Below are 22,493 nucleotides of genomic sequence, written 5' to 3' on the forward strand. Positions count from 1 at the left end.
TTTGCTTCGGCCTACGCCTTACGCGTCCTTGCTCAGGTTCGGCCCGGCACCGCCGGCCGCCTGCTCGATCGGCGGGACGTCGGGCAGCGCCGACTTCTCCTCACCGCGGAAGGTGAAGGTCTTGGTCTCGCCCTCGCCCTCGGTGTCCACGACCACGATGTGACCGGGGCGCAGCTCGCCGAAGAGGATCTTCTCGGAGAGCGTGTCCTCGATCTCGCGCTGGATCGTGCGACGCAGCGGACGCGCGCCCAGCACCGGGTCGTAGCCCTTCTTGGACAGCAGCTCCTTGGCGGACTGGGACAGCTCGATGCCCATGTCCCGGTCCTTCAGGCGCTCGTCCACCTTGCTGATCATCAGGTCGACGATCCGCAGGATGTCCTCCTGCGTCAGCTGCGGGAAGACGACCACGTCGTCGACGCGGTTGAGGAACTCGGGACGGAAGTGCTGCTTCAGCTCGTCCGACACCTTGTTCTTCATGCGCTCGTAGTTGGTCTTCGTGTCGCCCTGGGCGGCGAAGCCCAGGTTGAAGCCCTTGGAGATGTCCCGGGTGCCGAGGTTGGTCGTCATGATGATGACCGTGTTCTTGAAGTCCACCACCCGGCCCTGGGAGTCGGTCAGACGACCGTCCTCCAGGATCTGGAGCAGCGAGTTGAAGATGTCCGGGTGGGCCTTCTCGACCTCGTCGAAGAGGACGACCGAGAACGGCTTGCGGCGCACCTTCTCGGTGAGCTGGCCGCCCTCCTCGTAACCCACGTATCCGGGCGGGGAACCGAAGAGCCGGGAGACCGTGTGCTTCTCGCTGAACTCCGACATGTCGAGGGAGATCAGCGCGTCCTCGTCGCCGAAGAGGAACTCGGCGAGCGCCTTGGACAGCTCGGTCTTACCGACACCGGACGGGCCGGCGAAGATGAACGAACCACCCGGACGCTTCGGGTCCTTCAGACCGGCGCGGGTACGGCGGATCGCCTTCGACAGCGCCTTGACGGCGTCGTTCTGGCCGATGACCCGCTTGTGCAGCTCCTCCTCCATGCGGAGCAGGCGGCTGGACTCCTCCTCGGTCAGCTTGAAGACCGGGATGCCGGTGGCCGTGGCGAGGACCTCGGCGATCAGCTCGCCGTCGACCTCGGCGACGACGTCCATGTCGCCGGCCTTCCACTCCTTCTCCCGCTTGGCCTTGGCGGACAGGAGCTGCTTCTCCTTGTCGCGCAGCGAGGCGGCCTTCTCGAAGTCCTGCGAGTCGATCGCGGACTCCTTGTCCCGGCGGACGGCGGCGATCTTCTCGTCGAACTCGCGCAGGTCCGGCGGAGCGGTCATCCGGCGGATGCGCATCCGGGAACCGGCCTCGTCGATCAGGTCGATCGCCTTGTCCGGCAGGAAGCGGTCGGAGATGTAACGGTCGGCCAGGGTGGCGGCCTGGACCAGCGCCTCGTCGGTGATGGAGACGCGGTGATGCGCCTCGTACCGGTCGCGCAGGCCCTTGAGGATCTCGATCGTGTGCGGCAGGGACGGCTCGGCGACCTGGATGGGCTGGAAGCGGCGCTCGAGGGCCGCGTCCTTCTCCAGGTGCTTGCGGTACTCGTCCAGCGTGGTCGCACCGATGGTCTGGAGCTCACCGCGGGCCAGCATCGGCTTGAGGATGCTCGCGGCGTCGATGGCGCCCTCGGCGGCACCCGCACCGACCAGCGTGTGCAGCTCGTCGATGAACAGGATGATGTCGCCGCGGGTGCGGATCTCCTTGAGCACCTTCTTCAGGCGCTCCTCGAAGTCACCGCGGTAGCGGGAGCCGGCGACCAGGGCGCCGAGGTCCAGCGTGTAGAGGTGCTTGTCCTTCAGCGTCTCGGGAACCTCGCCCTTGACGATGGCCTGGGCGAGGCCCTCCACGACGGCGGTCTTGCCGACGCCGGGCTCACCGATCAGCACCGGGTTGTTCTTGGTACGGCGGGACAGCACCTGCATGACCCGCTCGATCTCCTTCTCGCGCCCGATGACCGGGTCGAGCTTGGACTCACGAGCGGCCTGGGTGAGGTTCCGGCCGAACTGGTCCAGGACCAGAGAGGTCGAGGGGGTGCCCTCGGCCGGCCCGCCGGCGGCGGCGGTCTCCTTGCCCTGGTAACCGGAGAGCAGCTGGATGACCTGCTGCCGCACCCGGTTGAGGTCTGCGCCCAGCTTGACCAGGACCTGGGCGGCGACGCCCTCGCCCTCGCGGATCAGGCCGAGCAGGATGTGCTCCGTGCCGATGTAGTTGTGGCCCAGCTGAAGGGCCTCGCGGAGCGACAGCTCCAGGACCTTCTTGGCACGGGGGGTGAAGGGGATGTGCCCGGACGGGGCCTGCTGGCCCTGACCGATGATCTCCTCCACCTGCTGGCGGACCGCCTCAAGCGAAATGCCGAGGCTCTCCAGGGCCTTAGCGGCGACACCTTCGCCCTCGTGGATGAGACCCAGGAGGATGTGCTCGGTGCCGATGTAGTTGTGGTTGAGCATCCGGGCTTCTTCCTGAGCCAGGACGACAACCCGCCGCGCGCGGTCGGTGAACCTCTCGAACATCGTTAATCGCTCCTCAGAGCGGTCAGGCAGTGGGGGGAACTTCCCCTCCCTGTCCTTCCGCAGCTTAGTCCCGCAAGCGGGGACCGCTCATTCCAACTGCCGACACCGTCCTTGGCCTCCTGACCCCGAACGCCGACATCTGCTCCAACCCGATGGTGCGAGACGATGTTCCCGCAGGCCAGGCAGTTACCCCAGTCGCCAGTACGCCGATGGCGAACGTGAGACGGCCCTTCCTGCGTGTCGCCCCCTCCCACTAGGCATGTCTTACCCGCAGGGACTGACACTCCATGCCGCGCGCACCGGTTCCCTCCGCTATGGGCGAACAACCTTGCGCCTCCCCGAGGCCCCACGCGCCCCCATTTCCGGCACCTTGTGCGATCGACTGGACACCCAGCGTAACGCGCGGGCTCTCGCGGCGGTTGCACCGGGCATGGTTGGCTCGGCCCCCATGGCCCACCCTTGCGCCCATACCGTCCCGCCTCCTCGCCACCCCCTCGACGGGGGGCCGGCATCCTCGTCCGCGCCGGCCGGCCCGGAGGACGCCCGGACCCGCCACTGGTACGAGAACGATCTGGGCTGGCCGACCGTGCCCGACGCGGCGAAAAAGCCGCTACGGCTGCTCACGGGGGTGCGCTTCGACGTCCTGGACGTGCCGGCCGAGGCGGGCAGGAGGGCGCTGCGGCATCTCGCGGCGGACTCCCCGGTGGCCCTGCGGGGCGACCGGACGGAGCTGCTGCTGGCCGCGGGCAGCGCGGAGGAGCTGCCGGGGCTGCTGGACTGGCTGGAGTGGGGCGCCATCGCCCTCGACCTGCGGGTCCTGGGGGCGGGCGAGGTGATGGAAGCGCCGCTTCCGCCCTGGGCGGTCACCGGGGCCGCGGGGGCCGCCGTACCCGGGCGAGGGGCTCCCGCTGAGGCCGCCGTGGGGGCCGCCGTGTGGCTGCGGCCCCCCGGGCCGGGGCGCGAGGTCGAGGACTCGCTGCCGGCGCTGCCGGCGCTGTCGGCCGTGGGACGCGAGGGGAGCGTCCCCGATCTCGTACGACTGCTGGACACGGTGGCAGCGGAGTGTCACCGCATCCGGCTGCGGCGCGGGTGCGCCGGGCCGTCCGCCCGTGAGCGCAGCCGGCCGGCCGCCTTCTCGTAAGCGCCGCGGAATCAGCCGTTGGCCTTCTCGTAGGCCTCGCGGATGTTCCCGGGAACGCGGCCGCGGTCGTTGACCTCGAGGCCGTTCTCCTTCGCCCAGGCGCGGATCGCCGCGGTGTCCTGGTTGCCGCCGGAAGCGGCACGCGCCTTTCCACGCCCGCCCGAGGTACGGCCTCCGGTACGACGGCCGCCCTTCACATAGGGCTCGAGAAGGCCGCGCAGCTTGTCCGCATTGGCGGTCGTGAGATCGATCTCGTACGTCTTGCCGTCCAGCGCGAACGTCACCGTCTCGTCCGCCTCGCCGCCGTCGAGGTCGTCGACAAGAAGGACCTGAACCTTCTGTGCCACCGGATTTCCTTTCATCGATAACGTTGAGGGTCAGGGGTGTGCGGCGTCCGCCGTTTCGCCGCCCCCTGTTATATGCAGTACTGCACTACGTCGGAAAGCAAACCGCTTTTGCCGGAAAAACACAAACCCCTGGGAGAGGGGAGCGCATCGGCCCCGCCCGGAAACATGCGCGTTTCGGACATAGGGCACCAGGGCAATGACGATCACAGATGCAGAAGCATCCGGCTGTTGCCCAAGGTGTTCGGTTTCACTCGTTCGAGGCCGAGGAACTCCGCGACGCCCTCGTCATAGGAACGCATCAGCTCGGTGTAGACATCGGTGTCGACCGGTGTCTCACCGATCTCCACGAAGCCGTGCTTCCCGAAGAAGTCCACTTCGAAGGTGAGGCAGAAAACCCGGCGAACGCCGAGCCAGCGCGCGGTCTGGAGCAACTTCTCCAGCAACTGATGGCCGACGCCGGCGCCCTTGAGGCCGGGCTTCACCGCCAGAGTGCGGACTTCCGCGAGGTCCTCCCACATGACGTGCAGCGCACCGCAGCCGACCACCTCGGCGTTGTCGTCGCGTTCCGCGACCCAGAACTCCTGGATGTCCTCGTAAAGCGTGACCATCGCTTTGTCGAGCAGGATGCCGTCACGGACGTACGCGTCGAGGAGACGGCGCACGGCCGGGACATCGCTGGTCCGGGCCCTGCGGACGGTGATGGCTTTTGCGGAGAGTTCGGGACGCTCTGCGGACAGACGCTCTGCTGACATGAGCGGACGCTATCGCCCGTCGCCGTCCTGGGCCGAGCCGGGGTTCTGCCCTTCGGCGGCTTCCCGGGGTTCGCGTCCTTCCCCGGCTTCTGCGGCTTCCCGGGGTTCCGTGGCTTCCGTGGCTTCCACGGGTTCCGCCGGTTGCGGGGGTTCCTGTGTTTCCGGTCCCTGGACGATGCGTACCGCGTCGCTGAGGGCCTGGCGCTGTTCCTCGCTCATCATCCCGAAGAAGGCGACGAGAGCGGCGGCCGGGTTGTCGCTCTGCGACCAGGCGTCGTTCATCAGGGCGGCGGCGTACGCGGCACGTGTGGAGACGGCCTCATATCGATAGGCCCGGCCTTCCGCTTCCCGGCGCACCCAGCCCTTCTGATGGAGATTGTCCAAAACGGTCATCACCGTGGTGTACGCGATGGACCGTTCCTGCTGTAGGTCTTCCAGGACTTCTCGAACGGTGACCGGGCGGTTCCACTTCCACACCCGCGTCATGACCGCGTCTTCGAGTTCTCCCAAGGGGCGAGGCACAGTTCAGAACAATAGTGGGAGATCCCGGCATCGGCCTGCCGACGTGCACCGACCGAATGAAACGATGACAAAAAGGGCGTGCGGTTCGAAGCGGGGCGATGCCCTCGCCGCCCTGAGAGGTTTCGAAGCGCCGGGATGTCTCAGGCGTCGCCGGCGGAGGCCTGGCGCGCGCTCTCCACGCGCGCGAGGGCGGCGTCGACGGCCGCGTCCTCCTTGGCCTTGGCGGCCCCGCCCTGGGTCTTCACGATCACCCTGACCACACCGATGAAGAACGCGGCCATGACGACGGGGGGCACGAGCGCGGAGACGTAGTCCATGCCACCAGAGTAGCCACGCCACCCCACCGAAATGCCCCGGGGTGTCCCCGGCGGGGCGCGCGCCGCCGGGGACACCCTCCGGAAGGACTCAGCCCGCGGCCAGCTCCCGATGCTCCACCGGCTCCGGCGGCTGCGCCGACTCGTCCGCCGACGCTCCCGGCTTGCGCCGCGGGAACACCTCTCCCGGCGTGGGAATGGGCCGCTTGGGCGCGGGCCGCTGCCCCGGCTCGGGCCCGGACTTCTCCCCCGGCTTCTCCGCGGGCCTCTCGGAGGGCCTCTCGGCGGGCTTCTCCGCGGGTTCCCGGGCCGGTTCGGCACTCTCCTCGCCCAGCCGGAGCGGGAGGTCCCCCGCGCCCCCGGGGAGGGCCAGCAGACGCGTCCGCGCGGCCGGCACGGCCGGCGCCGGAACCCTCCGCGCCCCCTGCGCGAAGCGGGCCCGCACATCCTGCTCGGCCAGCGCCTGGCACCGCTCCAGCAGCGCCGCCGCGGCGGGGTTCCCGCGCAGCGCCCGCAGCGCGGCGAGATCGTCCGGGGTGGGCCGGTGCCCGGCGCCCAGCGCCTCCTCCAGCAGGGCCAGGTAGCCGGCGGCCGTACCCGGCAGCGCGGCCCGGTACCGGCCGAGGTCGGCGATCAGGAAGGCGCGCAGTCTGGTCCCCTCGTGCATCGCCTCGTCGAGCGACTCGGCGAGCCGGAAGCAGTCCTGGACGTCCTCGGCGGACGCTCGGCCGGGGTGGAGGGCGAGGGCGAGGGCGCGGCGGAGCACACGCAGCTCCTCCACGCCGAACGCCATGCCGCCGCGGGATCCGTATGGCGTGGGCATGCGGCGACGCTACCGCTAATCGGACAAAAGTGACGGATCGGAATGCCGTGACGGCGCCGTGTCGCCCGAGGTTCCCCCGACCGGTCCCAGGACGCCGTCCCCCGGCCCGGTCCCCACGCGCGCGTGGGGACCGCCGCTCTCACATCCGCGCCACGTTCCGCTCGTACACCAGCCGCAGTCCGATCAGCGTCAGCCACGGCTGGTGCTCGTCGATCACCGAGGACTCGCCCAGCACCATCGGTGCCAGCCCGCCCGTCGCGATCACCGTCACGTCGTCCGGATCGTCCGCCAGCTCCCGCGCCATCCGGCTGACGACCCCGTCGACCTGTCCGGCGAACCCGTACACGATGCCCGCCTGCATGGCCTCGACGGTGTTCTTGCCGATGACGCTGCGCGGCCTGGCCACCTCGATCTTCCGCAGCTGCGCGCCCTTCACGCCGAGCGCCTCCACGGAGATCTCGATGCCGGGCGCGATGACCCCGCCGACGTACTCCCCGCGCGCGGAGACCGCGTCGAACGTCGTCGCCGTACCGAAGTCGACGACGATCGCCGGGCCGCCGTACAGCTCGACGGCCGCGACCGCGTTGATGATCCGGTCCGCGCCGACCTCCTTGGGGTTGTCGGTCAGGATCGGCACACCGGTCTTCACCCCCGGCTCGACGAGCACCGCGGGCACGTCGCCGTAGTAGCGCCGGGTGACCTCGCGCAGCTCGTGCAGCACGGACGGGACCGTCGCGCAGATCGCGATGCCGTCGATGCCGTCGCCCAGCTCCTCGCCGAGCAGCGGGTGCATGCCCATCAGGCCCTGGAGCAGCACCGCCAGCTCGTCCGCCGTACGGCGCGCGTCCGTGGAGATGCGCCAGTGTTCGACGATGTCCTCGCCGTCGAACAGGCCGAGGACGGTGTGCGTGTTGCCGACGTCGATGGTGAGGAGCATGGCCCTTACTCCGCCTCGCGCAGGTCCAGGCCGATGTCGAGGATCGGCGAGGAGTGGGTGAGCGCGCCGACGGCCAGGAAGTCCACGCCCGTGTCGGCGTACACGCGCGCGTTGTCGAGCGTGAGCCGGCCGGAGGCCTCCAGCAGCGCGCGACCGCCGACGATGCCGACGGCCTCCGCGCACTCGGTGGGGGTGAAGTTGTCCAGCAGGATCAGGTCGGCGCCCGCGTCGACCACCTCGCGCAGCTGGTGCAGGGTGTCGACCTCGACCTCGATCGCCACCTCCGGGAAGGCCTCCCGTACGGCCTTGAAGGCCTGCGCGACGCCGCCTGCGGCCACCACGTGGTTGTCCTTCACGAGGGCCGCGTCGCACAGCGACATGCGGTGGTTGACGCCGCCGCCGCAGCGGACGGCGAACTTCTCCAGCGAGCGCAGACCGGGGGTGGTCTTGCGGGTGTCGCGGACCTTGGTCTTGGTGCCCTCCAGCGCGTCCGCCCACGCGCGCGTGGTGGTCGCGATGCCGGACAGGCGGCACAGGATGTTCAGCGCGCTGCGCTCGGCGGTGAGCAGGTCACGCGTGCGCGTGGTCACCGACAGCAGCTTCTGCCCGGCCTCGACGCGGTCGCCGTCCTCGACGTGCCGCTCGACCTCGAACTCGTCGGTGCAGACCACGGAGAGGACGGCCTCGGCGACCCGCAGACCGGCCGCCACGCCCGCCTCGCGCGCGGTGAAGTCGCCGGTGGCGGTCGCCTCCTCGGGGATGGTGGCCACGGTGGTCACGTCGACGCCCCCGTCCAGGTCCTCCTGGATCGCGACGTTGGCGATGTCCTCGACCTCCACGGGGTCGAGCCCGGCAGCGGCCAGCAGCTCGGCGAGCGCGGGGTCGAGCCCGCTCTCCAGGTACTCCTCGTCGTCGCCCTCGGCGCCGCAGGCGCAGCCGTCGCCGCAGCCGCCGGTCGGGGCGAGGGGAAGGTCTTCGGTGCTCACGTCTGTCACTGCTCCTGGGCGCTGGGGGTTTCGCTGGGTGCTGGTTCGCCGGTGTTACCGGACAGGGGGGAAGTCTGCGGTGTCGGTGGTGTGCACGGCCAGCGACCGGTCGGGGTTCAGCCGTACGACGATGTGGCGCCGCCAGAGCGTGTCGTCCCGCTCGGGGCGGTCCTCGCGCCAGTGGCAGCCGCGGGTCTCCTCGCGCAGCAGCGCGGCGGTGACCAGGGCGCGGCCCACGCACAGCAAGTTGGTGGCCTCCCAGGTGTCGACGCCGGGCTCGGCGGTCTTGCCGTTCTCGGCGAGCGCGCCGCGGGCCTCGTCGTGCAGCCGCTGGAGCTGCTCGGCGGCCCGGGCGAGGCCTTCCTCGGAGCGCAGCACGCCCGCGCCCTCGGTCATGATCCGCTGGATGGCGAACCGGGCCTCGGGGGCCAGCAGCGGGTGCACCGGGGTGTCGGGGTGCTCGACGGGTGCGGGCACGCGCGCGTGCAGGCCGTTGGCCGCGTGCATGGCGGCGATGTCGTCCGCGATCCGCTCGGCGTAGACCAGGCCTTCGAGGAGGCTGTTGGAGGCGAGCCGGTTGGCGCCGTGCACGCCGGAGCAGGCGACCTCGCCGCACGCGTACAGGCCCGGCACGGTGGTCCGGCCGTGCGCGTCGGTGCGGACGCCGCCGGAGGCGTGGTGGGCGGCCGGAGCGATCGGGATGGGCTCGGTGATCGGGTCGATGCCGTTGGCCCGGCAGGCGGCCAGGATGGTCGGGAACCGGTGCTCCCACATGTCGGCGCCGAAGTGCCGGGCGTCGAGGTACATGTGCTCGGCGTCCTGCTCCATCATCCGCCGCAGGATGCCCTTGGCGACGATGTCGCGCGGCGCCAGCTCCGCCAGCTCGTGCTGGCCGACCATGAAGCGCACGCCGTCGCCGTCGATCAGGTAGGCGCCCTCGCCGCGCACCGCCTCGGAGACGAGCGGCTGCTGGCCCTCGGCGTCCGGGCCGAGGAACAGCACGGTCGGGTGGAACTGCACGAACTCCAGGTCGCTGACCTCGGCGCCCGCGCGCAGCGCCAGCGCCACCCCGTCGCCGGTGGACACGGACGGGTTGGTGGTCGCGGAGAACACCTGGCCCATGCCGCCGGTCGCGAGCACCACCGCAGGCGCGTGCACGGCCCCCACGCCGTCGTGCTGGCCCTCGCCCATCACATGCAGCGTCACACCGGCCGTACGGCCCTCGTCGTCGGTGAGCAGGTCCAGCACGAGCGCGTTCTCGATGGTGCGCAGACCGCGCGCGCGTACGGCCGCCACGAGCGCCCGGGAGACCTCCGCGCCGGTGGCGTCGCCGCCCGCGTGCGCGATCCGGCGCCGGTGGTGGCCGCCCTCGCGGGTGAGGTCCAGTTCGCCTTCGGAGGACTCGTCGAAGTGCGCGCCGGTGTCGATGAGCCGCCGTACCGCGTCCGGGCCCTCGGTGACGAGGGTCCGCACGGCCTCCTCGTCGCACAGGCCGGCGCCGGCCACGAGGGTGTCCGCCAGGTGCTCCTCGGGCGTGTCGCCCTCGCCGAGCGCGGCGGCGATGCCGCCCTGCGCCCAGCGCGTGGAGCCGTCGTCCAGGCGGGCCTTGGTGACGACGACCGTGCTGAGGCCCGCGGCCTCGCAGCGCAGGGCCGCGGTCAGCCCGGCCACTCCGGAGCCGACGACCACCACGTCGGCAGAGATCGCCCAACCGGGTGCGGGCGCGTGCAGTCGTATGCCTGTGCTGGTCACGAGGCGGCTCCGAAGGTGAGAGGGAGGTTGTCGATCAGCCGGGTCGTGCCGACCCGGGCGGCGACGGCGAGGACGGCCTCGCCGGTGAAACCATCACCGATCTCGGTGAAGTCGGAAGGGTCGACGAGGGCCAGGTAGTCCAGGTCGAGCGGGGGGTCGAGGCGGGCGGCGTCGTCCAGCACCTGGCGGGCGGCCGCGCGGACGGCCGCCGGGCTGGCGGGGGACGCCGTGGCGACCGCGTGCGCGTCGGCGGCGGCGCGGGACTCGCCTATGGCGCTCAGCGCCTCGGCACGCGCGTGCGTGGAGGGCACTTCGCGGGCCCGCGCGCGCAGCGCCTCCTGCGCGGCGTGCCGGTCCCGGCCCGCGAACAGCGCGCGGGACAGCGCGAGCGCGGTACGGCGCTCCGCGGGCGACAGGTAGCGGTTGCGGCTGGACAGGGCGAGCCCGTCCTCCTCGCGCACGGTCGGTACGGCGACGATCTCGACGCCGAAGTTCAGGTCGCGCACCATGCGCCGGATCAGGGCCAGCTGCTGGGCGTCCTTCTGCCCGAACAGGGCCGCGTCGGGGCGGGTGAGGTGCAGCAGCTTGGCGACGACGGTGAGCATGCCGTCGAAGTGCCCGGGCCGCGAGGCGCCCTCCAGCCGCGTGCCCATGGGGCCGGCGGAGATCCGGACCTGGGGTTCGCCGCCCGGGTAGACCTCGTCCACGGAGGGCGCGAACACGACGTCGGCGCCCGCCTGCTCGGCGATCTTCAGGTCGGCGTCGAGGGTGCGCGGGTAGCGGTCCAGGTCCTCGCCCGCGCCGAACTGCAACGGGTTGACGAAGACCGTGACGACGACCTCGCCGTCCGCTCCGGCGAGTTCCCGGGCGGAGCGGATCAGGGTCGCGTGGCCCTCGTGCAGGGCGCCCATGGTCATCACGACGGCACGGCGGCCACGGCGCACGCGCGCGTGCAGCTCGTCGGCGGTGCGCAGCAGGGCGGTGGTCATCGGTCGTTCCCCTCGGTGCCGTTCGTGCCGTTCGTGCCGGTGCCGCCGGATCCCTCGGCGAGCACGCCGAGCAGGTCCTCGGCGAGTTCCGGCTTCAGCAGGCCGTGCGCGAGCGCCCGGTCGGCGGTCGCGCGGGCCATCGCCAGATAGCCGGCCACGGCCTGCGGGGCGTGCCTGCGCAACTCGGTGACGTGCGCGGCGACCGTGCCCGCGTCCCCGCGCGCGACCGGGCCGGTCAGGGCGGCGTCGCCGGAGCGCAGCGCGTTGTCCAGGGCCGCCCCGAGCAGCGGGCCCAGCATCCGGTCGGGGGCCTCGACGCCGGCCGCCCGCAGCAGCTCCATGGACTGGGCGACCAGGGTCACCAGGTGGTTGGCGCCGAGCGCGAGGGCCGCGTGGTAGAGCGGGCGGTTCTCCTCGCTGATCCACTCGGGCTCGCCGCCCATCTCGATCACCAGGGCCTGGGCGGCCAGCCGCAGCTCCTCGGGCGCGGTGACCCCGAAGGAGCAGCCGGCGAGGCGCTGGACGTCCACCGGGGTGCCGGTGAACGTCATCGCCGGGTGCAGGGCCAGTGGCAGCGCGCCCGCGCGCAGGGCCGGGTCGAGGACCTTGGTGCCGTACCGGCCGGAGGTGTGCACGAGCAGCTGTCCGGGCCGTACCGCACCGGTCTCGGCGAGCCCGCCGACGAGGCCGGGCAGGACGTCGTCGGGGACGGTGAGCAGCACCAGGTCGGCACGGTGGAGGACCTCGGCGGGCGGCACCAGCGGGACGTCGGGGAGCATGGTCGCGGCCCGCCGCCGGGAGGCGTCGGAGACGCCGGAGACGGCCACCGGGCGGTGCCCGGCGAGCTGGAGGGACGCGGCCAGCGCGGGGCCCACGCGGCCGGCGCCGACGACACCGACGGTGAGCCGCGCGGGGCGGTCCTTGAGGTCTGGCTGATGGACTGTACTCACGCGACGGAGGCCTTCCCGTTCCAGTCCGCTCTGGGTACCGGACGATTTCTCGTCATGTTAACGCTATCCGCTCCGGGGCCGGCCGGTTGTCCACAGGCTGTGGGTTTCGCCACGCCGTCCACGATGCTTTCCGGCCGCCTCCGCCATCCCACCGGCCACGCCCTGGCCCGGGCGGAAATTCGGCTGCCCGCCCGCGCGCGGGACGGAATGATCCCGGGCATGACCGATACGGCACAGCAGGGCGCGGACCAGCAGGCGGAGGGGGCCGGGGAGCCCGGCCCGGCCGAGCAGGAGCAGGAGCAGATGCGGGAGCGCCGCCGGGCCGCCTTCCGGGCGGCGAAGCGGGTCCTCGCGCGTGAGGGCACCCGGCGCACGATGCGGGAACGGCTCACGGACCTGCTGGACGCCCCACCCGAGCTGTACGACCTGGACCAGCCGGGGGACTTCTACGGCACCGGGATCGTGGCGGACCTGGAGCGGCGGGTCGCGGACCTGCTGGGCACGGAGGACGCCGCGTTCTTCCCGACCGGCACCATGGCGCAGCAGGTGGCTTTGCGCTGCTGGGCGGGCCGTACCGGCAACCCCGCGGTCGCGCTGCACGCCCTGTCCCACCCGGAGGTGCACGAACGGCACGCGTTCAGCGCGGTCAGCGGGCTGCGTCCGGTCCGGGTGACGGCCGAGCCCCGGCTGCCCACGGCCGCCGAGGTACGGGACGTCGAGGAGCCCTTCGGCGCGCTGATGCTGGAACTGCCCCTCAGGGACGCGGGGTACGTGCTGCCCACCTGGGAGGAGCTGACCGAGGTGGTCGAGGCGGCGCGGGAGCGGGAGGCGGTGGTGCACTTCGACGGCGCGCGCCTGTGGGAGACCACCGTCCGCTTCGGCCGCCCCCTCGCGGAGATCGCGGGCCTCGCGGACAGCGTCTACGTGTCGTTCTACAAGTCCCTCGAAGGCATCGGCGGCGCCGCGCTCGCCGGCCCGAAGACCCTGACCGACGAGGCGAGGATCTGGCGGCACCGGTACGGCGGCATGGTCTTCCAGCAGTTCCCGACGGTGCTGTCGGCGCTCGCCGGGCTCGACCGCGAGCTGCCCCGGCTCCCCGACTACGTCCGCCACGCGCGCGTGGTCGCCGCGGCGCTGCGCGAGGGATTCGCGGCGGCGGACGTGCCGTGGGCGCGGGTGCACCCCGGGGAACCGCACACCCACGAGTTCCAGGTCTGGCTGCCGTACGAGCCGGACGCGCTCATGGATGCGGCGCTGCGCCAGGCGGAGGAGACGGGCACCTACCTCTTCGCCCGGCCCTGGGACCGCGGCGGCCCGGGTCTCGCCTTCACCGAGGTCAGCGTGCGCGAGGCGGGCCTGGAGTGGACGGCCGACGATGTGCGCACGGCCGTCGCGGAGTTCGCCGTACGGCTGCCCGCGGTGTAGCGGTGCCGATACCTACAGCGCACGCGGGCGCAACAGGCGTTGCGCGGCGTGCAGTCGGCGCCGCAGGGCGCGTAGCAGCCGTCCGTGCGCCGGGCGTTCGGCGACGACGGCGCGAAAGCGCCGGTACTCGCGCAGCTCGCGGACGACGTCCAGGTCGTGGCGGCCGGGCGCGGGCGGATCGGGCTCGCCGATCACCCGGGCACGGTAACTGTCCAGGAGGTACTGCTGGGTGATGCTCATGACGGATCGCCTTCTCGCAATCTCTCGGGACATGGACTGGCCACCGATTCGCTCGGTGCCGGTTCGGGCTCCGCGGCTGCCCCGGTGTCATCAGGTTGCGCCTGGTCACAGCCGATGTCCCGTGGATTGACGGGTGCCGTCAATCCACCGGGCGATGTCAGTGGGCCGGTGCACGATGGAGGCATGAGCGTGACCATCGACATCACCGGGCTGCCGGCCGAGCGGATCTCCGTCGTGCCCTCTCCGCTGGCGGAGCTGGGAAGGGCGCTGCACGCACTGAGCGAACCCGGGCACCACCCCGACCTCCAGGGCTGGGCGACCGCCGTTGCCAGCCGGCTGGACCCGAGACTGGCGGACCGGCTGTGCGAGGCGGAGTTCCTGTGGCGCACGACGTTCTCCGACGTGTTCGCCCCGTTCGGTGGCATCCCCGGCCGTCGGGCGCTGCCGGGCGCCACGCTCGCCGAGGATCTGGACCTGCTGGACAAGCTGACGGACGAACAGTTCGTGAACGCAGCGCTGGAGTTCACCTGCCAGCCCCGCTACTACCTCCGCGAGGAGGGCCCGCTCGAGGACCCGGAGGTGCGCCGCCGTTCCCTGGAGCTGGCCGCCGCGCGCGGTGCCACCCAGGAGCGGTTCGCCCGCCGGGTGCTGGAGGACCCGCCGGCCGTGCGCGCGTGGTTCCGGCAGCTGATGTTCGACTGCGAGGAGGCCTTCTTCGCCGACATCTGGGCGCGGGTGCAGCCCCAGCTCGCCGCCGACGCCCGGCACAAGACCGAACTGCTGCGCCGCAAGGGGCTGGGCGAGGCACTGGCCGCGCTCTCCGGCGCCGTCTCGCTGGACGAGGAGGCCGGGCTCGTCTCGGTCGACAAGCTCACGGTGGGCCACACCGCCACCGGCGACGGCGGCCTGGTCCTGATGCCGACCAGCCTCGGCTGGCCCCATGTGATGGTCCTGCACCGGTACGGCTGGCAGCCCGCGATCAGCTATCCCGTCAGGTCGCCGAGCCACCGGGCGCCGACCGTGGAGCAGCTCACCCGCCGTCTGGAGGCGCTGGCCCACCCGGCGCGGCTGCGGATGTGCCGGGACCTCGCGCGCGGCCCGCACAGCACCAGCGAACTGGCCGACGCGCACGGCCTGTCGGCCCCGGAGATATCCCGGCACCTGGCGGTGCTGAAGAAGGCCGGCCTCATCACCAGCTGCCGGCACGGCCGGTACGTCCGCCACCAGCTGGACCTGCCCGCGGTGGCCCGGCTGGGCAGCGACTTCATCGAGGGCGTCCTGCGCTGACCGGGCACCGCCGCGGTCCGGTCAGCCGTGATTGCCCGCGCGCACCAGCCCGGTCTCGTACGCCAGCACCACCACCTGCACCCGGTCGCGCAGCCCGAGCTTGGTCAGGATGCGGCCCACATGGGTCTTCACCGTCGCCTCGGACAGCACCAGCCGGGCCGCGATCTCCCCGTTGGACAGGCCCTGCGCGACCAGCACCATCACCTCGCGCTCCCGGTCGGTGAGCCGCTCCAGCTCCTTGTGCCGGGGCTCCTTGCCGGTGGACGGCAGCATGGGCGCGAAGCGGTCCAGCAGGCGCCGGGTGGTGGAGGGCGCCACGACCGCGTCCCCGCTGTGCACGGCCCGGATCGCGGCCAGCAGCTCGCCGGGGGGCACATCCTTGAGCATGAAGCCGGAGGCGCCCGCCTTCAGCCCCGAGAAGGCGTACTCGTCCAGGTCGAACGTGGTCAGGATCAGCACCTTCGGCGCGCCGGGCTCGGCACAGATCCGCCGGGTGGCCTCCACGCCGTCCAGCTTCGGCATGCGGACATCCATCAGCACGACGTCGACGGCCGTCGCGCGCAGCGCCTGGAGGGCCTCGACACCGTCGCCCGCCTCCGCGACGACCTCCATGTCCGGCTGGGCGTCGAGCACCATCCGGAACCCGGTGCGCAGCAGCACCTGGTCGTCGACGAGCATCACACGGATCGTCATCGGGCCTCTTTCGTTCGGAATTCGTTCGGAGCCGGAGGTATCAGTGCGCCGGTTTGAGCGGCAGCAGGGCGCTGATGCGGAATCCTCCGCCCGGGCGCGGGCCCGCGTCCAGGGTGCCCCCGACCATGCCGACCCGCTCGCGCATGCCGATCAGGCCGTGCCCCTGCCCGTCGGCGCCGCCCTCCTCGTACAGCTCGTGCGGCGCGCCCTTGCCGTCGTCCTCCACGAGCAGGCCGAGTCCGTCGTCGAAGTAGACCAGCCGGACGCTGGCGCCCGCGTTCGGCCCGCCGTGCTTGCGCGTGTTGGTGAGCGCCTCCTGCACGATCCGGTACGCGGTCAGCTCCACGCCGCTGGGCAGCGGGCGGGGCGTGCCCTCGACCCGGAAGTCGACGGGAAGACCGGAGGTGCGGCACTGCTTGATCAGCTCGTCGATCTGCTCGACGTCGGGCTGCGGGACGTACTCCCCGCTCTCCTGGTGCTCGCCGGTGCGCAGCACGCCGAGCAGGCGCCGCATCTCGGCGAGGGCCTGCCGGCCGGTCGAGGAGATCGTCTCCAGGGCGGTGCGGGCCTGGTCCGGGGCGGCGTCCAGGACATAGGCGGCGCCGTCGGCCTGCACCACCATCACGGACACGTTGTGCGCGACGACGTCGTGCAGCTCGCGCGCGATCCGGGCGCGCTCGGCGGCGACCGCGACCTTCGCCTGTGCCTCGCGCTCCTTCTCCAGGCGGGCCGCGCGCTCCTCCAGCTGGGCGAAGTAGGCGCGCCGGGTGCGCATGGAGTCGCCGAGCACCCAGGCGAGCGCGAAGGGCACCGTCTGGAAGACCACGATCGCGACATGGCCGAGGAAGCTGGCGTGCTCGTTCGGCCAGCGCAGCTGGGCCAGGGTGGCCGCGACCAGGCTCGCGCCCAGGGCAAGCCGGGAGGCCCAGCGCGCGCCGGTCGCCGCCACCGTGTAGACGATCACCAGCATGGCGAAGTCGGCGGCCGTCGTCTCGATGTCCGCGATCAGCTGGACCAGCCCCGTCGCGAGCGCGAGCAGCAGCATCGGCTCCGGGAACCGGCGGCGCAGCATGACGACGACGCACAGCACGGCGGAGACCGTCAGCCCGGCGGCCACCTCCATGTGGTGGTCGGGCTGTCTGCTGGCGCCGACCACACTCACGCCGGACACCCCGAACAGGACGACGGCCCAGAAGCTGTCGACCCAGGTCGGGTGGCGGCGGAGGAAGTCATAGAGGCGCTGCACGTAACCCAGAGTAGGGAAACCGGGTGGGTGCAGGGGTCAACCGGAGGGCCGATCCCCAGCCGGTGCGCGTACTCCGCAAGGTGGAGGGCGTGATCATTCGTGCGCCTAGTCTGTTCGCGTGGCGGAGGAGACGAGGGCGGAGGCCTTCCACGCGGAACACGGCTGGCGGTCGGCGGCCGAGGCGGCGCTGTACGGGCCCGGCGGCTTCTACCGGCGCCCGGAGGGCCCGGCCGGCCACTTCCGTACGTCCGTGCACGCGTCCGCGCTGTTCGCGCAGGCCGTGGCCCGGCTGCTGTGCCGGGTCGACGAGGCGCTGGGGCGGCCCCCGGTGCTGGACTTCGTCGATCTGGGAGCCGGCCGGGGCGAGCTGGTCACCGGGGTGCTCGCCGCCCTGCCGGCCGAGGTGGCGGCCCGCGCGCGCGGGTACGCGGTGGAGATCGCCGACCGCCCGCCCGGCCTGGACGCGCGGATCGCCTGGCTGAGCGAGCCCCCGGCCGCCGTGACCGGGCTGCTGTTCGCCAACGAGTGGCTGGACAACGTGCCGGTGGACGTCGCCGAGGTGGACTCCGCGGGCGTGCCCCGGCGGGTCCTGGTCGCCGCCGACGGCGCCGAACGGCTCGGCGAGCCGGTGACCGGGCCGGACGCGGACTGGCTCGCCCGCTGGTGGCCGCTGCCGGCCGAGGAGGGGCTCCGCGCGGAGATCGGCCTGCCTCGCGACGAGGCGTGGGCGGCGGCCGTGCGCCGGGTGGTGCGCGGGCTCGCGGTGGCCGTGGACTACGCGCACACCCGGGACACGCGCCCCCCGTTCGGCACGCTCACAGGCTTCCGGGAGGGGCGCGAGACGGCTCCCGTGCCGGACGGGTCGTGCGACATCACGGCGCATGTGGCGCTGGACGCGTGCGCGGCGGCACCCACGGCGCGCGGAGCCGGTGCACGCTCCGGCGCGCGCCTTCTCACCCAGCGCGCCGCCCTGCACGCCCTCGGCCTGACCGGCGCACGCCCCCCGCTCGCGCTGGCCTCCACCGACCCCGCGGCCTATGTGCGCGCCCTCGCGAGCGCCGGCGAGGCCGCCGAGCTGACCGCCGCGGGCGGCCTGGGCGACTTCGGCTGGCTGCTCCAGCCGGTCGGCATCACGGACCCGCTCGCCTGAGACCGGCCCCGCCGGTGCGGGTTACTTGTCGATGTCCCCGACCACGAAGAACATCGAGCCCAGGATGGCCACCATGTCCGCCACCAGCGTGCCGGGCAGCAGCTCGGTCAGCGCCTGGATGTTGTTGTAGGACGCCGAGCGCAGCTTCAGCCGGTACGGGGTCTTCTCGCCCTTGCTGACCAGGTAGTAGCCGTTGATGCCGAGCGGGTTCTCGGTCCACGCGTAGGTGTGCCCCTCGGGCGCCTTCAGCACCTTCGGCAGCCGCTGGTTGATCGGCCCGGGCGGCAGCTCGGCGAGCCGGTCCAGACAGGCGTCGGCGAGGTCCAGCGCGTTGTGGGTCTGCGCCAGCAGGCACTCGAAGCGGGCCAGGCAGTCGCCCTCGTCGCGGGTGACGACCTTCAGCACGTCCTGGAGGTCGCCGTACGCCAGGTAGGGCTCGTCGCGGCGCAGGTCGAAGTCGACGCCCGAGGCGCGCGCGATGGGCCCGCTCACGCCATAGGCGTGCACGATCTCGGGCGTGAGCGCCCCGACCCCGCGCGTGCGCCCCCGGAAGATCTCGTTGCCGAGCACCAGGTCGTCGAAGACGTCCATGCGCGAGCGCACGGCGGCCACGGCACCGCGCGCGCGGGTGGCCCAGCCGGCCGGCAGGTCCTCCTTGAGGCCGCCGACGCGGTTGAACATGTAGTGCATGCGCCCACCGGAGACCTCCTCCATCACGTTCTGGAGGACCTCGCGCTCCCGGAACGCGTAGAACATCGGCGTGATCCCGCCGAGCTCCAGCGGATAGGAGCCGAGGAACATCAGGTGGTTCAGCACCCGGTTCAGCTCGGCGAGCAGCGTGCGCGTCCACACCGCGCGCTCGGGCACCTCCATGCCGAGCATCCGCTCCACGGCGAGGACCACGCCCAGCTCGTTCGAGAACGCCGACAGCCAGTCGTGGCGGTTGGCGAGCATGATGATCTGCCGGTAGTCGCGTGCCTCGAAGAGCTTCTCGGCGCCCCGGTGCATATAGCCGATCACCGGTTCCGCGCGCACGATGCGCTCCCCGTCCAGCACCAGCTTGAGCCGCAGCACGCCGTGCGTGGACGGGTGCTGAGGGCCGATGTTGAGCACCATGTCGGTGCTCTCGGCCGCGCCACCGATCCCGACCGTGGTCTCCGTCGTAGGAGTCATGGCCCCAGTTTCCCTTACGTACGCTTGGCCCATGGAAACGGGGAGCCTGGAAGAGGGGGCGGCGGCCGCTGACGAGCCGCTGTGGCGGGGGCTGCCGCCGGGCCTGCTGCGCGTACGGCGACTGCTGCTGGTGGTGTGGACGGGAGCGCTCGCCCTGGCCACGGGGCTGCTGCTGGGCCTCCTGGTGGGGCCCGGGTGGGCGGCCTGGGCGCTGCTGCCGGCGGCGTTCGCCGGGTGGTGCTGGCGGCTGCTGGAGCGCAACTGGCGGTCGTGGCGGTACGCCGAGCGCGCCGACGACCTGCTGATCAGCCGCGGGGTCCTGTGGCGCGAGGAGACCGTGGTGCCGTACGGCCGGATGCAGCTGGTGGAGGTCACCTCCGGGCCGGTGGAGCGGCGCTTCGGGCTGGCCACCGTGCAGCTGCACACCGCGGCCGCCGCCACCGACGCGACCATCCCCGGCCTGGACCCGGCCGAGGCGGAACGTCTGCGCGACCGCCTCACCGAGCTGGGCGAGGCCCGATCGGCGGGCCTGTGACGGCCCCGGACCCCGGCGCGGGCATAGCGGAGGAGCGCGTGCCGGCGGCCGAGCGCCGGCTGCACCCGGTCACGCCGTTCCGGCGGGCGTGGGCGCCGGTCGCCGTCGTCATGGGCTGGGTCGTGCACGACCCGACCAGCGCCCAGGAGCAGCTGGCCCAGCTGACGGGCACCATGCTGGCGCTGGGGTTCGCGGTGCTGGTGCCGGTGGCCGGCCTCTACGGCTTCCTGTCCTGGTGGTTCACCCACTTCGCGGTCACCGACACCGAGCTGCGCATCCGCACGGGACTGCTGTTCCGGCGCACCGCGCACATCCGGCTGGAACGCATCCAGGCGGTGGACGTCTCCCGTCCGCTCCTCGCGCGCGTGGCCGGCGTGGCGAAGCTGCGGATCGACGTCGTCGGCACCGAAAGCAAGGACGAGCTGGCCTTCCTGGGCGAGCGGGAGGCGCGCGCCCTGCGCGCGGAGCTGCTCGCGCGCGCGGCGGGCTTCGCACCGGAGACGGCGCGCGAGGTCGGCGAGGCGCCGGCGTACGAGCTGCTGCGCGTGCCCCCGCGGATGCTGGTGTTCTCCCTGCTGCTGACGGGCGCCACCTGGGGCACGCTGTGCGCCGCCCTCGTCGTCCCGACCGTGCTGTGGCTCACCACCCACAACCTATGGACCGTCGTCGCCAGCGCCCTGCCGCTGTTCGGCGCGGCCGGCACGAGCAGCGCGGGGCGGTTCGTCACCGAGTTCGACTGGGCGGTGAGCGAGTCCCCGGACGGGCTGCGCATCGACCACGGGCTGCTCGACCGTGCGCACGAGACCGTGCCGCCCGGCCGGGTGCAGACCGTGCGGCTCGTGGAGCCGCTGCTGTGGCGGGGGCCCGGCTGGGTGCGGGTGGAGCTGGACGTGGCCGGGTCCAAGAACTCGGTGCTGATACCGGTCGCTCCGCGCGCCGCGGCCGAGTCGGTCCTCGCGCGCATACTGCCCGGGGTGACGGTGCCTCAGGAGCTGTCGCGGCCGCCGCGGCGGGCCCGGTGGTGCGTGCCGGTGTGGTGGCGCGGGCATCGCCTCGCGGTCTCCGGCACGGTGTTCGCCGCCCGGCACGGCCTGCTGCGCCGCCGGCTCGCGCTGGTCCCGCACGCCAAGGTGCAGAGCGTACGGCTCACCCAGGGGCCGTGGGAGCGGCTGTGGGGGCTCGCCGACGTCCATGTGGACACCGGAGCCGACAAGACCGTCACCACCCGCCTGCGGGACGCGGAGGACGCCGTACGCCTGCTGCGGGAGCAGGCGGAGCGGTCCCGCACCGGCCGCCGGGACGCCCGCCCGGACCGCTGGATGACCGGATGACACCAGGGGGCTGCCGGACGGTCCGGTGAGCCTCAGGAAGCCGCGCTGCGCAGCCTCTGGACGTCGATCTGCTCGGTCTCGTCGTGCGCCGTCAGGTCGATGACCTGGCCGACGGCCGGCGACTGCGGTCCGGCCGCCTTGTAGGCGGCCTCCGCCTCCGCCTTGTGCACGGCGAGCGCCTCCTGGCCGACGACGTCGGCGAGGTCCTCGTTCTGCACGGAGTCCAGCGCCGCCTTCGGGGCGCTCTTCTGGGTGCCGAAGAAGTCGAAGCCGCCCTCGGCGACCGGGCGCCGCGCGGGCGTCGCCGGTACGACGGCCACCGCGGTCGGCACGGCGAGGTGCCCGGCGGGCGCCTGCCCGGCGGACTTGGCACCCTCGGCAGGCGCAGCGGCGTCGTCGGCAGGCTCAGGAGCGTCGGCGGGCTCGGCCGGGGGAAGCGCCGGGAGGGCGACGGCAGCGGTCACGCGCGGGTGGCCGTCCTGCGCCGCGGAGTGCTCCTGCGGAGCGGCCGGCGTCATGTCTGCGGCGGCCTGTTCCCCTTTGGCGGCCCCTTGGGCGGCCGGACCGTCCTCCTTGGCCGCCGGGCCGTCCTCGACCGGCGTGTCCCCGGCCGGACGGTCCCCGGCCGGGCCGTCCTCGTCGGGGCCGTCCTCGTCCGGCGCGTCGGCGTCCGGGCCGGGCGCACCGGCGTCCGCCTCGGCGCTCTCCTGCCCCCCGAAGCGCGCCAGCGCCGTCAGGGCCCGCAGGTAGAGCCGGGAGCCCTCGGGCGAGAACACCGCGTACGACTCCGGCTGTGACGCGGCGGCGGCACCCTCTGCCGCGGCCGTCCCGGCGGACTTCTCGCTGCTCCGCGCGGGCGGCAGCGCGGGCACCGCGGCCTCTATCTCCAGCCGTCGGCGCCCCTCCAGGGCGCTCGCGCGCTCGGTCTCCGCCGTGGCGTACCGGCGCAGCAGGGCCGCGTGCTCGTTGCGCAGGCCCGCCAGCTCGGCACGCTTGGCGCGCAGCCGCTGCTCCAGCTTCGCGCGCAGCTCGCGGGACTCCTCGAGATCGGCCTCCAGCTCGGCGACCCGCTCCTCGAACCGCCACTCGTCACCGGCACGCGCGCGCGTGAGGTCGGCGACCTGCTTGCCCGCGTAGATGTCCCAGCGGCGCATCACGAACGCGCCGGTGACGGCCGTCACCGCGGCGACGGCGGCCAGCGCACGCACCGCCGCGGCCTCGGAGACCACCCAGGGACCCAGCGCGCAGACGATGGAGACACCGGCGATCGCCGACGGAGGCAACAGCCGGTGCAGGGGAGGGGAATGGCGGTGGCGTCCACGTGGCATGGCCAGAAACTTACCGCGCGTAGGCGAA

22 protein-coding genes are annotated in these 22,493 nt (G+C 72.8%); 6 read left to right on the forward strand and 16 right to left on the reverse strand.

All coding sequences use genetic code 11. The features are described 5' to 3' along the window. Nucleotides 1–18: 18 nt before the first annotated feature. The gene (locus ACZ5CZ_RS14035) at nucleotides 19–2,544 is read right to left on the reverse strand and encodes an ATP-dependent Clp protease ATP-binding subunit (protein ID WP_468942536.1); all 2,526 of its coding nucleotides are present in this window, start codon (nucleotides 2,542–2,544) and stop codon (nucleotides 19–21) included. A gap of 430 nt (nucleotides 2,545–2,974) precedes the next feature. On the opposite strand from ACZ5CZ_RS14035, the gene ACZ5CZ_RS14040 reads away from it, so the two are divergent. After that, complete coding sequence (locus tag ACZ5CZ_RS14040; protein WP_385842103.1) at nucleotides 2,975–3,685, forward strand: SCO3374 family protein; 711 nt, start codon at nucleotides 2,975–2,977, stop codon at nucleotides 3,683–3,685. Nucleotides 3,686–3,696: 11 nt separating this feature from the next. On the opposite strand, the gene ACZ5CZ_RS14045 is transcribed toward ACZ5CZ_RS14040, so the two are convergent. The 10 genes from ACZ5CZ_RS14045 to ACZ5CZ_RS14090 form a co-directional block, all read right to left on the reverse strand. Then, nucleotides 3,697–4,032 (reverse strand): histone-like nucleoid-structuring protein Lsr2, encoded by a 336-nt coding sequence (locus tag ACZ5CZ_RS14045; RefSeq protein ID WP_385842104.1) that lies wholly within the window; start codon nucleotides 4,030–4,032, stop codon nucleotides 3,697–3,699. A 203-nt stretch (nucleotides 4,033–4,235) separates the two neighbouring features. Next, on the reverse strand, nucleotides 4,236–4,784 hold the full coding sequence (locus tag ACZ5CZ_RS14050; protein ID WP_385842105.1) for an amino-acid N-acetyltransferase: 549 nt from the start codon (nucleotides 4,782–4,784) through the stop codon (nucleotides 4,236–4,238). Between the two features lie 9 nt (nucleotides 4,785–4,793). After that, nucleotides 4,794–5,270 carry a BlaI/MecI/CopY family transcriptional regulator gene (locus tag ACZ5CZ_RS14055; protein ID WP_385842211.1) on the reverse strand — a complete coding sequence of 159 codons (477 nt, stop codon included), beginning with the start codon at nucleotides 5,268–5,270 and terminating at the stop codon, nucleotides 4,794–4,796. A gap of 176 nt (nucleotides 5,271–5,446) precedes the next feature. After that, nucleotides 5,447–5,623: a hypothetical protein gene (locus ACZ5CZ_RS14060; RefSeq protein WP_385842107.1), complete on the reverse strand. Its 177-nt coding sequence runs from the start codon at nucleotides 5,621–5,623 to the stop codon at nucleotides 5,447–5,449. A gap of 88 nt (nucleotides 5,624–5,711) precedes the next feature. Continuing rightward, nucleotides 5,712–6,413 carry a hypothetical protein gene (locus ACZ5CZ_RS14065; RefSeq protein ID WP_468942649.1) on the reverse strand — a complete coding sequence of 234 codons (702 nt, stop codon included), beginning with the start codon at nucleotides 6,411–6,413 and terminating at the stop codon, nucleotides 5,712–5,714. Nucleotides 6,414–6,582: 169 nt separating this feature from the next. Continuing rightward, a complete protein-coding gene (locus ACZ5CZ_RS14070; protein WP_385842108.1) occupies nucleotides 6,583–7,380 on the reverse strand; it encodes a type III pantothenate kinase in 798 nt (265 codons plus the stop codon). Between the two features lie 5 nt (nucleotides 7,381–7,385). Next, nucleotides 7,386–8,366, reverse strand: a complete 981-nt coding sequence (gene nadC, locus ACZ5CZ_RS14075; RefSeq protein ID WP_468942540.1) for a carboxylating nicotinate-nucleotide diphosphorylase — start codon at nucleotides 8,364–8,366, stop codon at nucleotides 7,386–7,388. A gap of 54 nt (nucleotides 8,367–8,420) precedes the next feature. Further along, nucleotides 8,421–10,118, reverse strand: a complete 1,698-nt coding sequence (locus tag ACZ5CZ_RS14080; RefSeq protein ID WP_385842111.1) for an L-aspartate oxidase — start codon at nucleotides 10,116–10,118, stop codon at nucleotides 8,421–8,423. After that, nucleotides 10,115–11,107 carry a pantoate--beta-alanine ligase gene (gene panC, locus ACZ5CZ_RS14085; protein WP_468942542.1) on the reverse strand — a complete coding sequence of 331 codons (993 nt, stop codon included), beginning with the start codon at nucleotides 11,105–11,107 and terminating at the stop codon, nucleotides 10,115–10,117. Before panC ends, ACZ5CZ_RS14080 begins: the two co-directional genes overlap by 4 nt. Then, nucleotides 11,104–12,057 (reverse strand): Rossmann-like and DUF2520 domain-containing protein, encoded by a 954-nt coding sequence (locus tag ACZ5CZ_RS14090; RefSeq protein ID WP_467544789.1) that lies wholly within the window; start codon nucleotides 12,055–12,057, stop codon nucleotides 11,104–11,106. Before ACZ5CZ_RS14090 ends, panC begins: the two co-directional genes overlap by 4 nt. Nucleotides 12,058–12,276: 219 nt before the next feature. Between ACZ5CZ_RS14090 and ACZ5CZ_RS14095 the strand changes: the two genes are divergently transcribed. Then, nucleotides 12,277–13,482 carry a threonine aldolase family protein gene (locus ACZ5CZ_RS14095; protein WP_468942544.1) on the forward strand — a complete coding sequence of 402 codons (1,206 nt, stop codon included), beginning with the start codon at nucleotides 12,277–12,279 and terminating at the stop codon, nucleotides 13,480–13,482. A 12-nt stretch (nucleotides 13,483–13,494) separates the two neighbouring features. On the opposite strand, the gene ACZ5CZ_RS14100 is transcribed toward ACZ5CZ_RS14095, so the two are convergent. Next, nucleotides 13,495–13,722, reverse strand: a complete 228-nt coding sequence (locus ACZ5CZ_RS14100) for a hypothetical protein (RefSeq protein ID WP_468942546.1) — start codon at nucleotides 13,720–13,722, stop codon at nucleotides 13,495–13,497. A 183-nt stretch (nucleotides 13,723–13,905) separates the two neighbouring features. Here ACZ5CZ_RS14100 and ACZ5CZ_RS14105 point away from each other — a divergent pair, with 183 nt between their 5' ends. Further along, a complete protein-coding gene (locus ACZ5CZ_RS14105) occupies nucleotides 13,906–15,009 on the forward strand; it encodes a DUF5937 family protein (RefSeq protein WP_385842117.1) in 1,104 nt (367 codons plus the stop codon). 21 nt (nucleotides 15,010–15,030) lie between these two features. On the opposite strand, the gene ACZ5CZ_RS14110 is transcribed toward ACZ5CZ_RS14105, so the two are convergent. Next, nucleotides 15,031–15,702 carry a response regulator transcription factor gene (locus ACZ5CZ_RS14110; RefSeq protein ID WP_385842118.1) on the reverse strand — a complete coding sequence of 224 codons (672 nt, stop codon included), beginning with the start codon at nucleotides 15,700–15,702 and terminating at the stop codon, nucleotides 15,031–15,033. A 40-nt stretch (nucleotides 15,703–15,742) separates the two neighbouring features. Continuing rightward, nucleotides 15,743–16,948 carry a sensor histidine kinase gene (locus ACZ5CZ_RS14115; protein WP_385842119.1) on the reverse strand — a complete coding sequence of 402 codons (1,206 nt, stop codon included), beginning with the start codon at nucleotides 16,946–16,948 and terminating at the stop codon, nucleotides 15,743–15,745. Between the two features lie 118 nt (nucleotides 16,949–17,066). On the opposite strand from ACZ5CZ_RS14115, the gene ACZ5CZ_RS14120 reads away from it, so the two are divergent. Continuing rightward, nucleotides 17,067–18,098, forward strand: a complete 1,032-nt coding sequence (locus ACZ5CZ_RS14120; RefSeq protein WP_468942548.1) for an SAM-dependent methyltransferase — start codon at nucleotides 17,067–17,069, stop codon at nucleotides 18,096–18,098. 21 nt (nucleotides 18,099–18,119) lie between these two features. Here ACZ5CZ_RS14120 and ACZ5CZ_RS14125 read toward each other — a convergent pair whose 3' ends face one another. After that, nucleotides 18,120–19,271, reverse strand: coding sequence for an NADH-quinone oxidoreductase subunit D (locus ACZ5CZ_RS14125; protein ID WP_385842122.1), 1,152 nt, complete (start codon nucleotides 19,269–19,271; stop codon nucleotides 18,120–18,122). 31 nt (nucleotides 19,272–19,302) lie between these two features. On the opposite strand from ACZ5CZ_RS14125, the gene ACZ5CZ_RS14130 reads away from it, so the two are divergent. Beyond that, entirely contained in the window at nucleotides 19,303–19,806 is a 504-nt protein-coding gene (locus tag ACZ5CZ_RS14130; RefSeq protein ID WP_468942553.1) for a PH domain-containing protein, read from the forward strand. After that, the gene (locus ACZ5CZ_RS14135; RefSeq protein ID WP_468942555.1) at nucleotides 19,803–21,137 is read left to right on the forward strand and encodes a PH domain-containing protein; all 1,335 of its coding nucleotides are present in this window, start codon (nucleotides 19,803–19,805) and stop codon (nucleotides 21,135–21,137) included. The genes ACZ5CZ_RS14130 and ACZ5CZ_RS14135 overlap by 4 nt, the downstream gene beginning before the upstream one ends. Nucleotides 21,138–21,169: 32 nt before the next feature. Here ACZ5CZ_RS14135 and ACZ5CZ_RS14140 read toward each other — a convergent pair whose 3' ends face one another. Next, nucleotides 21,170–22,465 (reverse strand): hypothetical protein, encoded by a 1,296-nt coding sequence (locus ACZ5CZ_RS14140; RefSeq protein ID WP_468942557.1) that lies wholly within the window; start codon nucleotides 22,463–22,465, stop codon nucleotides 21,170–21,172. Nucleotides 22,466–22,493 lie beyond the last annotated feature (28 nt).

This window comes from Streptomyces sp. NPDC031418, from assembly GCF_055581605.1.

What these genes read in the sequence shown, in the direction of transcription:
- ACZ5CZ_RS14110 (WP_385842118.1), bottom strand. Translation starts at nt 15,702, where the DNA reads ATGACGATCCGTGTGATGCTCGTCGACGACCAGGTGCTGCTGCGCACC.
- ACZ5CZ_RS14095 (WP_468942544.1), top strand. Translation starts at nt 12,277, where the DNA reads ATGACCGATACGGCACAGCAGGGCGCGGACCAGCAGGCGGAGGGGGCC.
- ACZ5CZ_RS14100 (WP_468942546.1), bottom strand. Translation starts at nt 13,722, where the DNA reads ATGAGCATCACCCAGCAGTACCTCCTGGACAGTTACCGTGCCCGGGTG.
- ACZ5CZ_RS14070 (WP_385842108.1), bottom strand. Translation starts at nt 7,380, where the DNA reads ATGCTCCTCACCATCGACGTCGGCAACACGCACACCGTCCTCGGCCTG.
- ACZ5CZ_RS14060 (WP_385842107.1), bottom strand. Translation starts at nt 5,623, where the DNA reads ATGGACTACGTCTCCGCGCTCGTGCCCCCCGTCGTCATGGCCGCGTTC.
- ACZ5CZ_RS14125 (WP_385842122.1), bottom strand. Translation starts at nt 19,271, where the DNA reads ATGACTCCTACGACGGAGACCACGGTCGGGATCGGTGGCGCGGCCGAG.
- ACZ5CZ_RS14050 (WP_385842105.1), bottom strand. Translation starts at nt 4,784, where the DNA reads ATGTCAGCAGAGCGTCTGTCCGCAGAGCGTCCCGAACTCTCCGCAAAA.
- panC (WP_468942542.1), bottom strand. Translation starts at nt 11,107, where the DNA reads ATGACCACCGCCCTGCTGCGCACCGCCGACGAGCTGCACGCGCGCGTG.
- ACZ5CZ_RS14130 (WP_468942553.1), top strand. Translation starts at nt 19,303, where the DNA reads ATGGAAACGGGGAGCCTGGAAGAGGGGGCGGCGGCCGCTGACGAGCCG.
- ACZ5CZ_RS14055 (WP_385842211.1), bottom strand. Translation starts at nt 5,270, where the DNA reads ATGACGCGGGTGTGGAAGTGGAACCGCCCGGTCACCGTTCGAGAAGTC.
- ACZ5CZ_RS14040 (WP_385842103.1), top strand. Translation starts at nt 2,975, where the DNA reads ATGGTTGGCTCGGCCCCCATGGCCCACCCTTGCGCCCATACCGTCCCG.
- ACZ5CZ_RS14065 (WP_468942649.1), bottom strand. Translation starts at nt 6,413, where the DNA reads ATGGCGTTCGGCGTGGAGGAGCTGCGTGTGCTCCGCCGCGCCCTCGCC.
- ACZ5CZ_RS14105 (WP_385842117.1), top strand. Translation starts at nt 13,906, where the DNA reads ATGAGCGTGACCATCGACATCACCGGGCTGCCGGCCGAGCGGATCTCC.
- ACZ5CZ_RS14140 (WP_468942557.1), bottom strand. Translation starts at nt 22,465, where the DNA reads ATGCCACGTGGACGCCACCGCCATTCCCCTCCCCTGCACCGGCTGTTG.
- ACZ5CZ_RS14035 (WP_468942536.1), bottom strand. Translation starts at nt 2,544, where the DNA reads ATGTTCGAGAGGTTCACCGACCGCGCGCGGCGGGTTGTCGTCCTGGCT.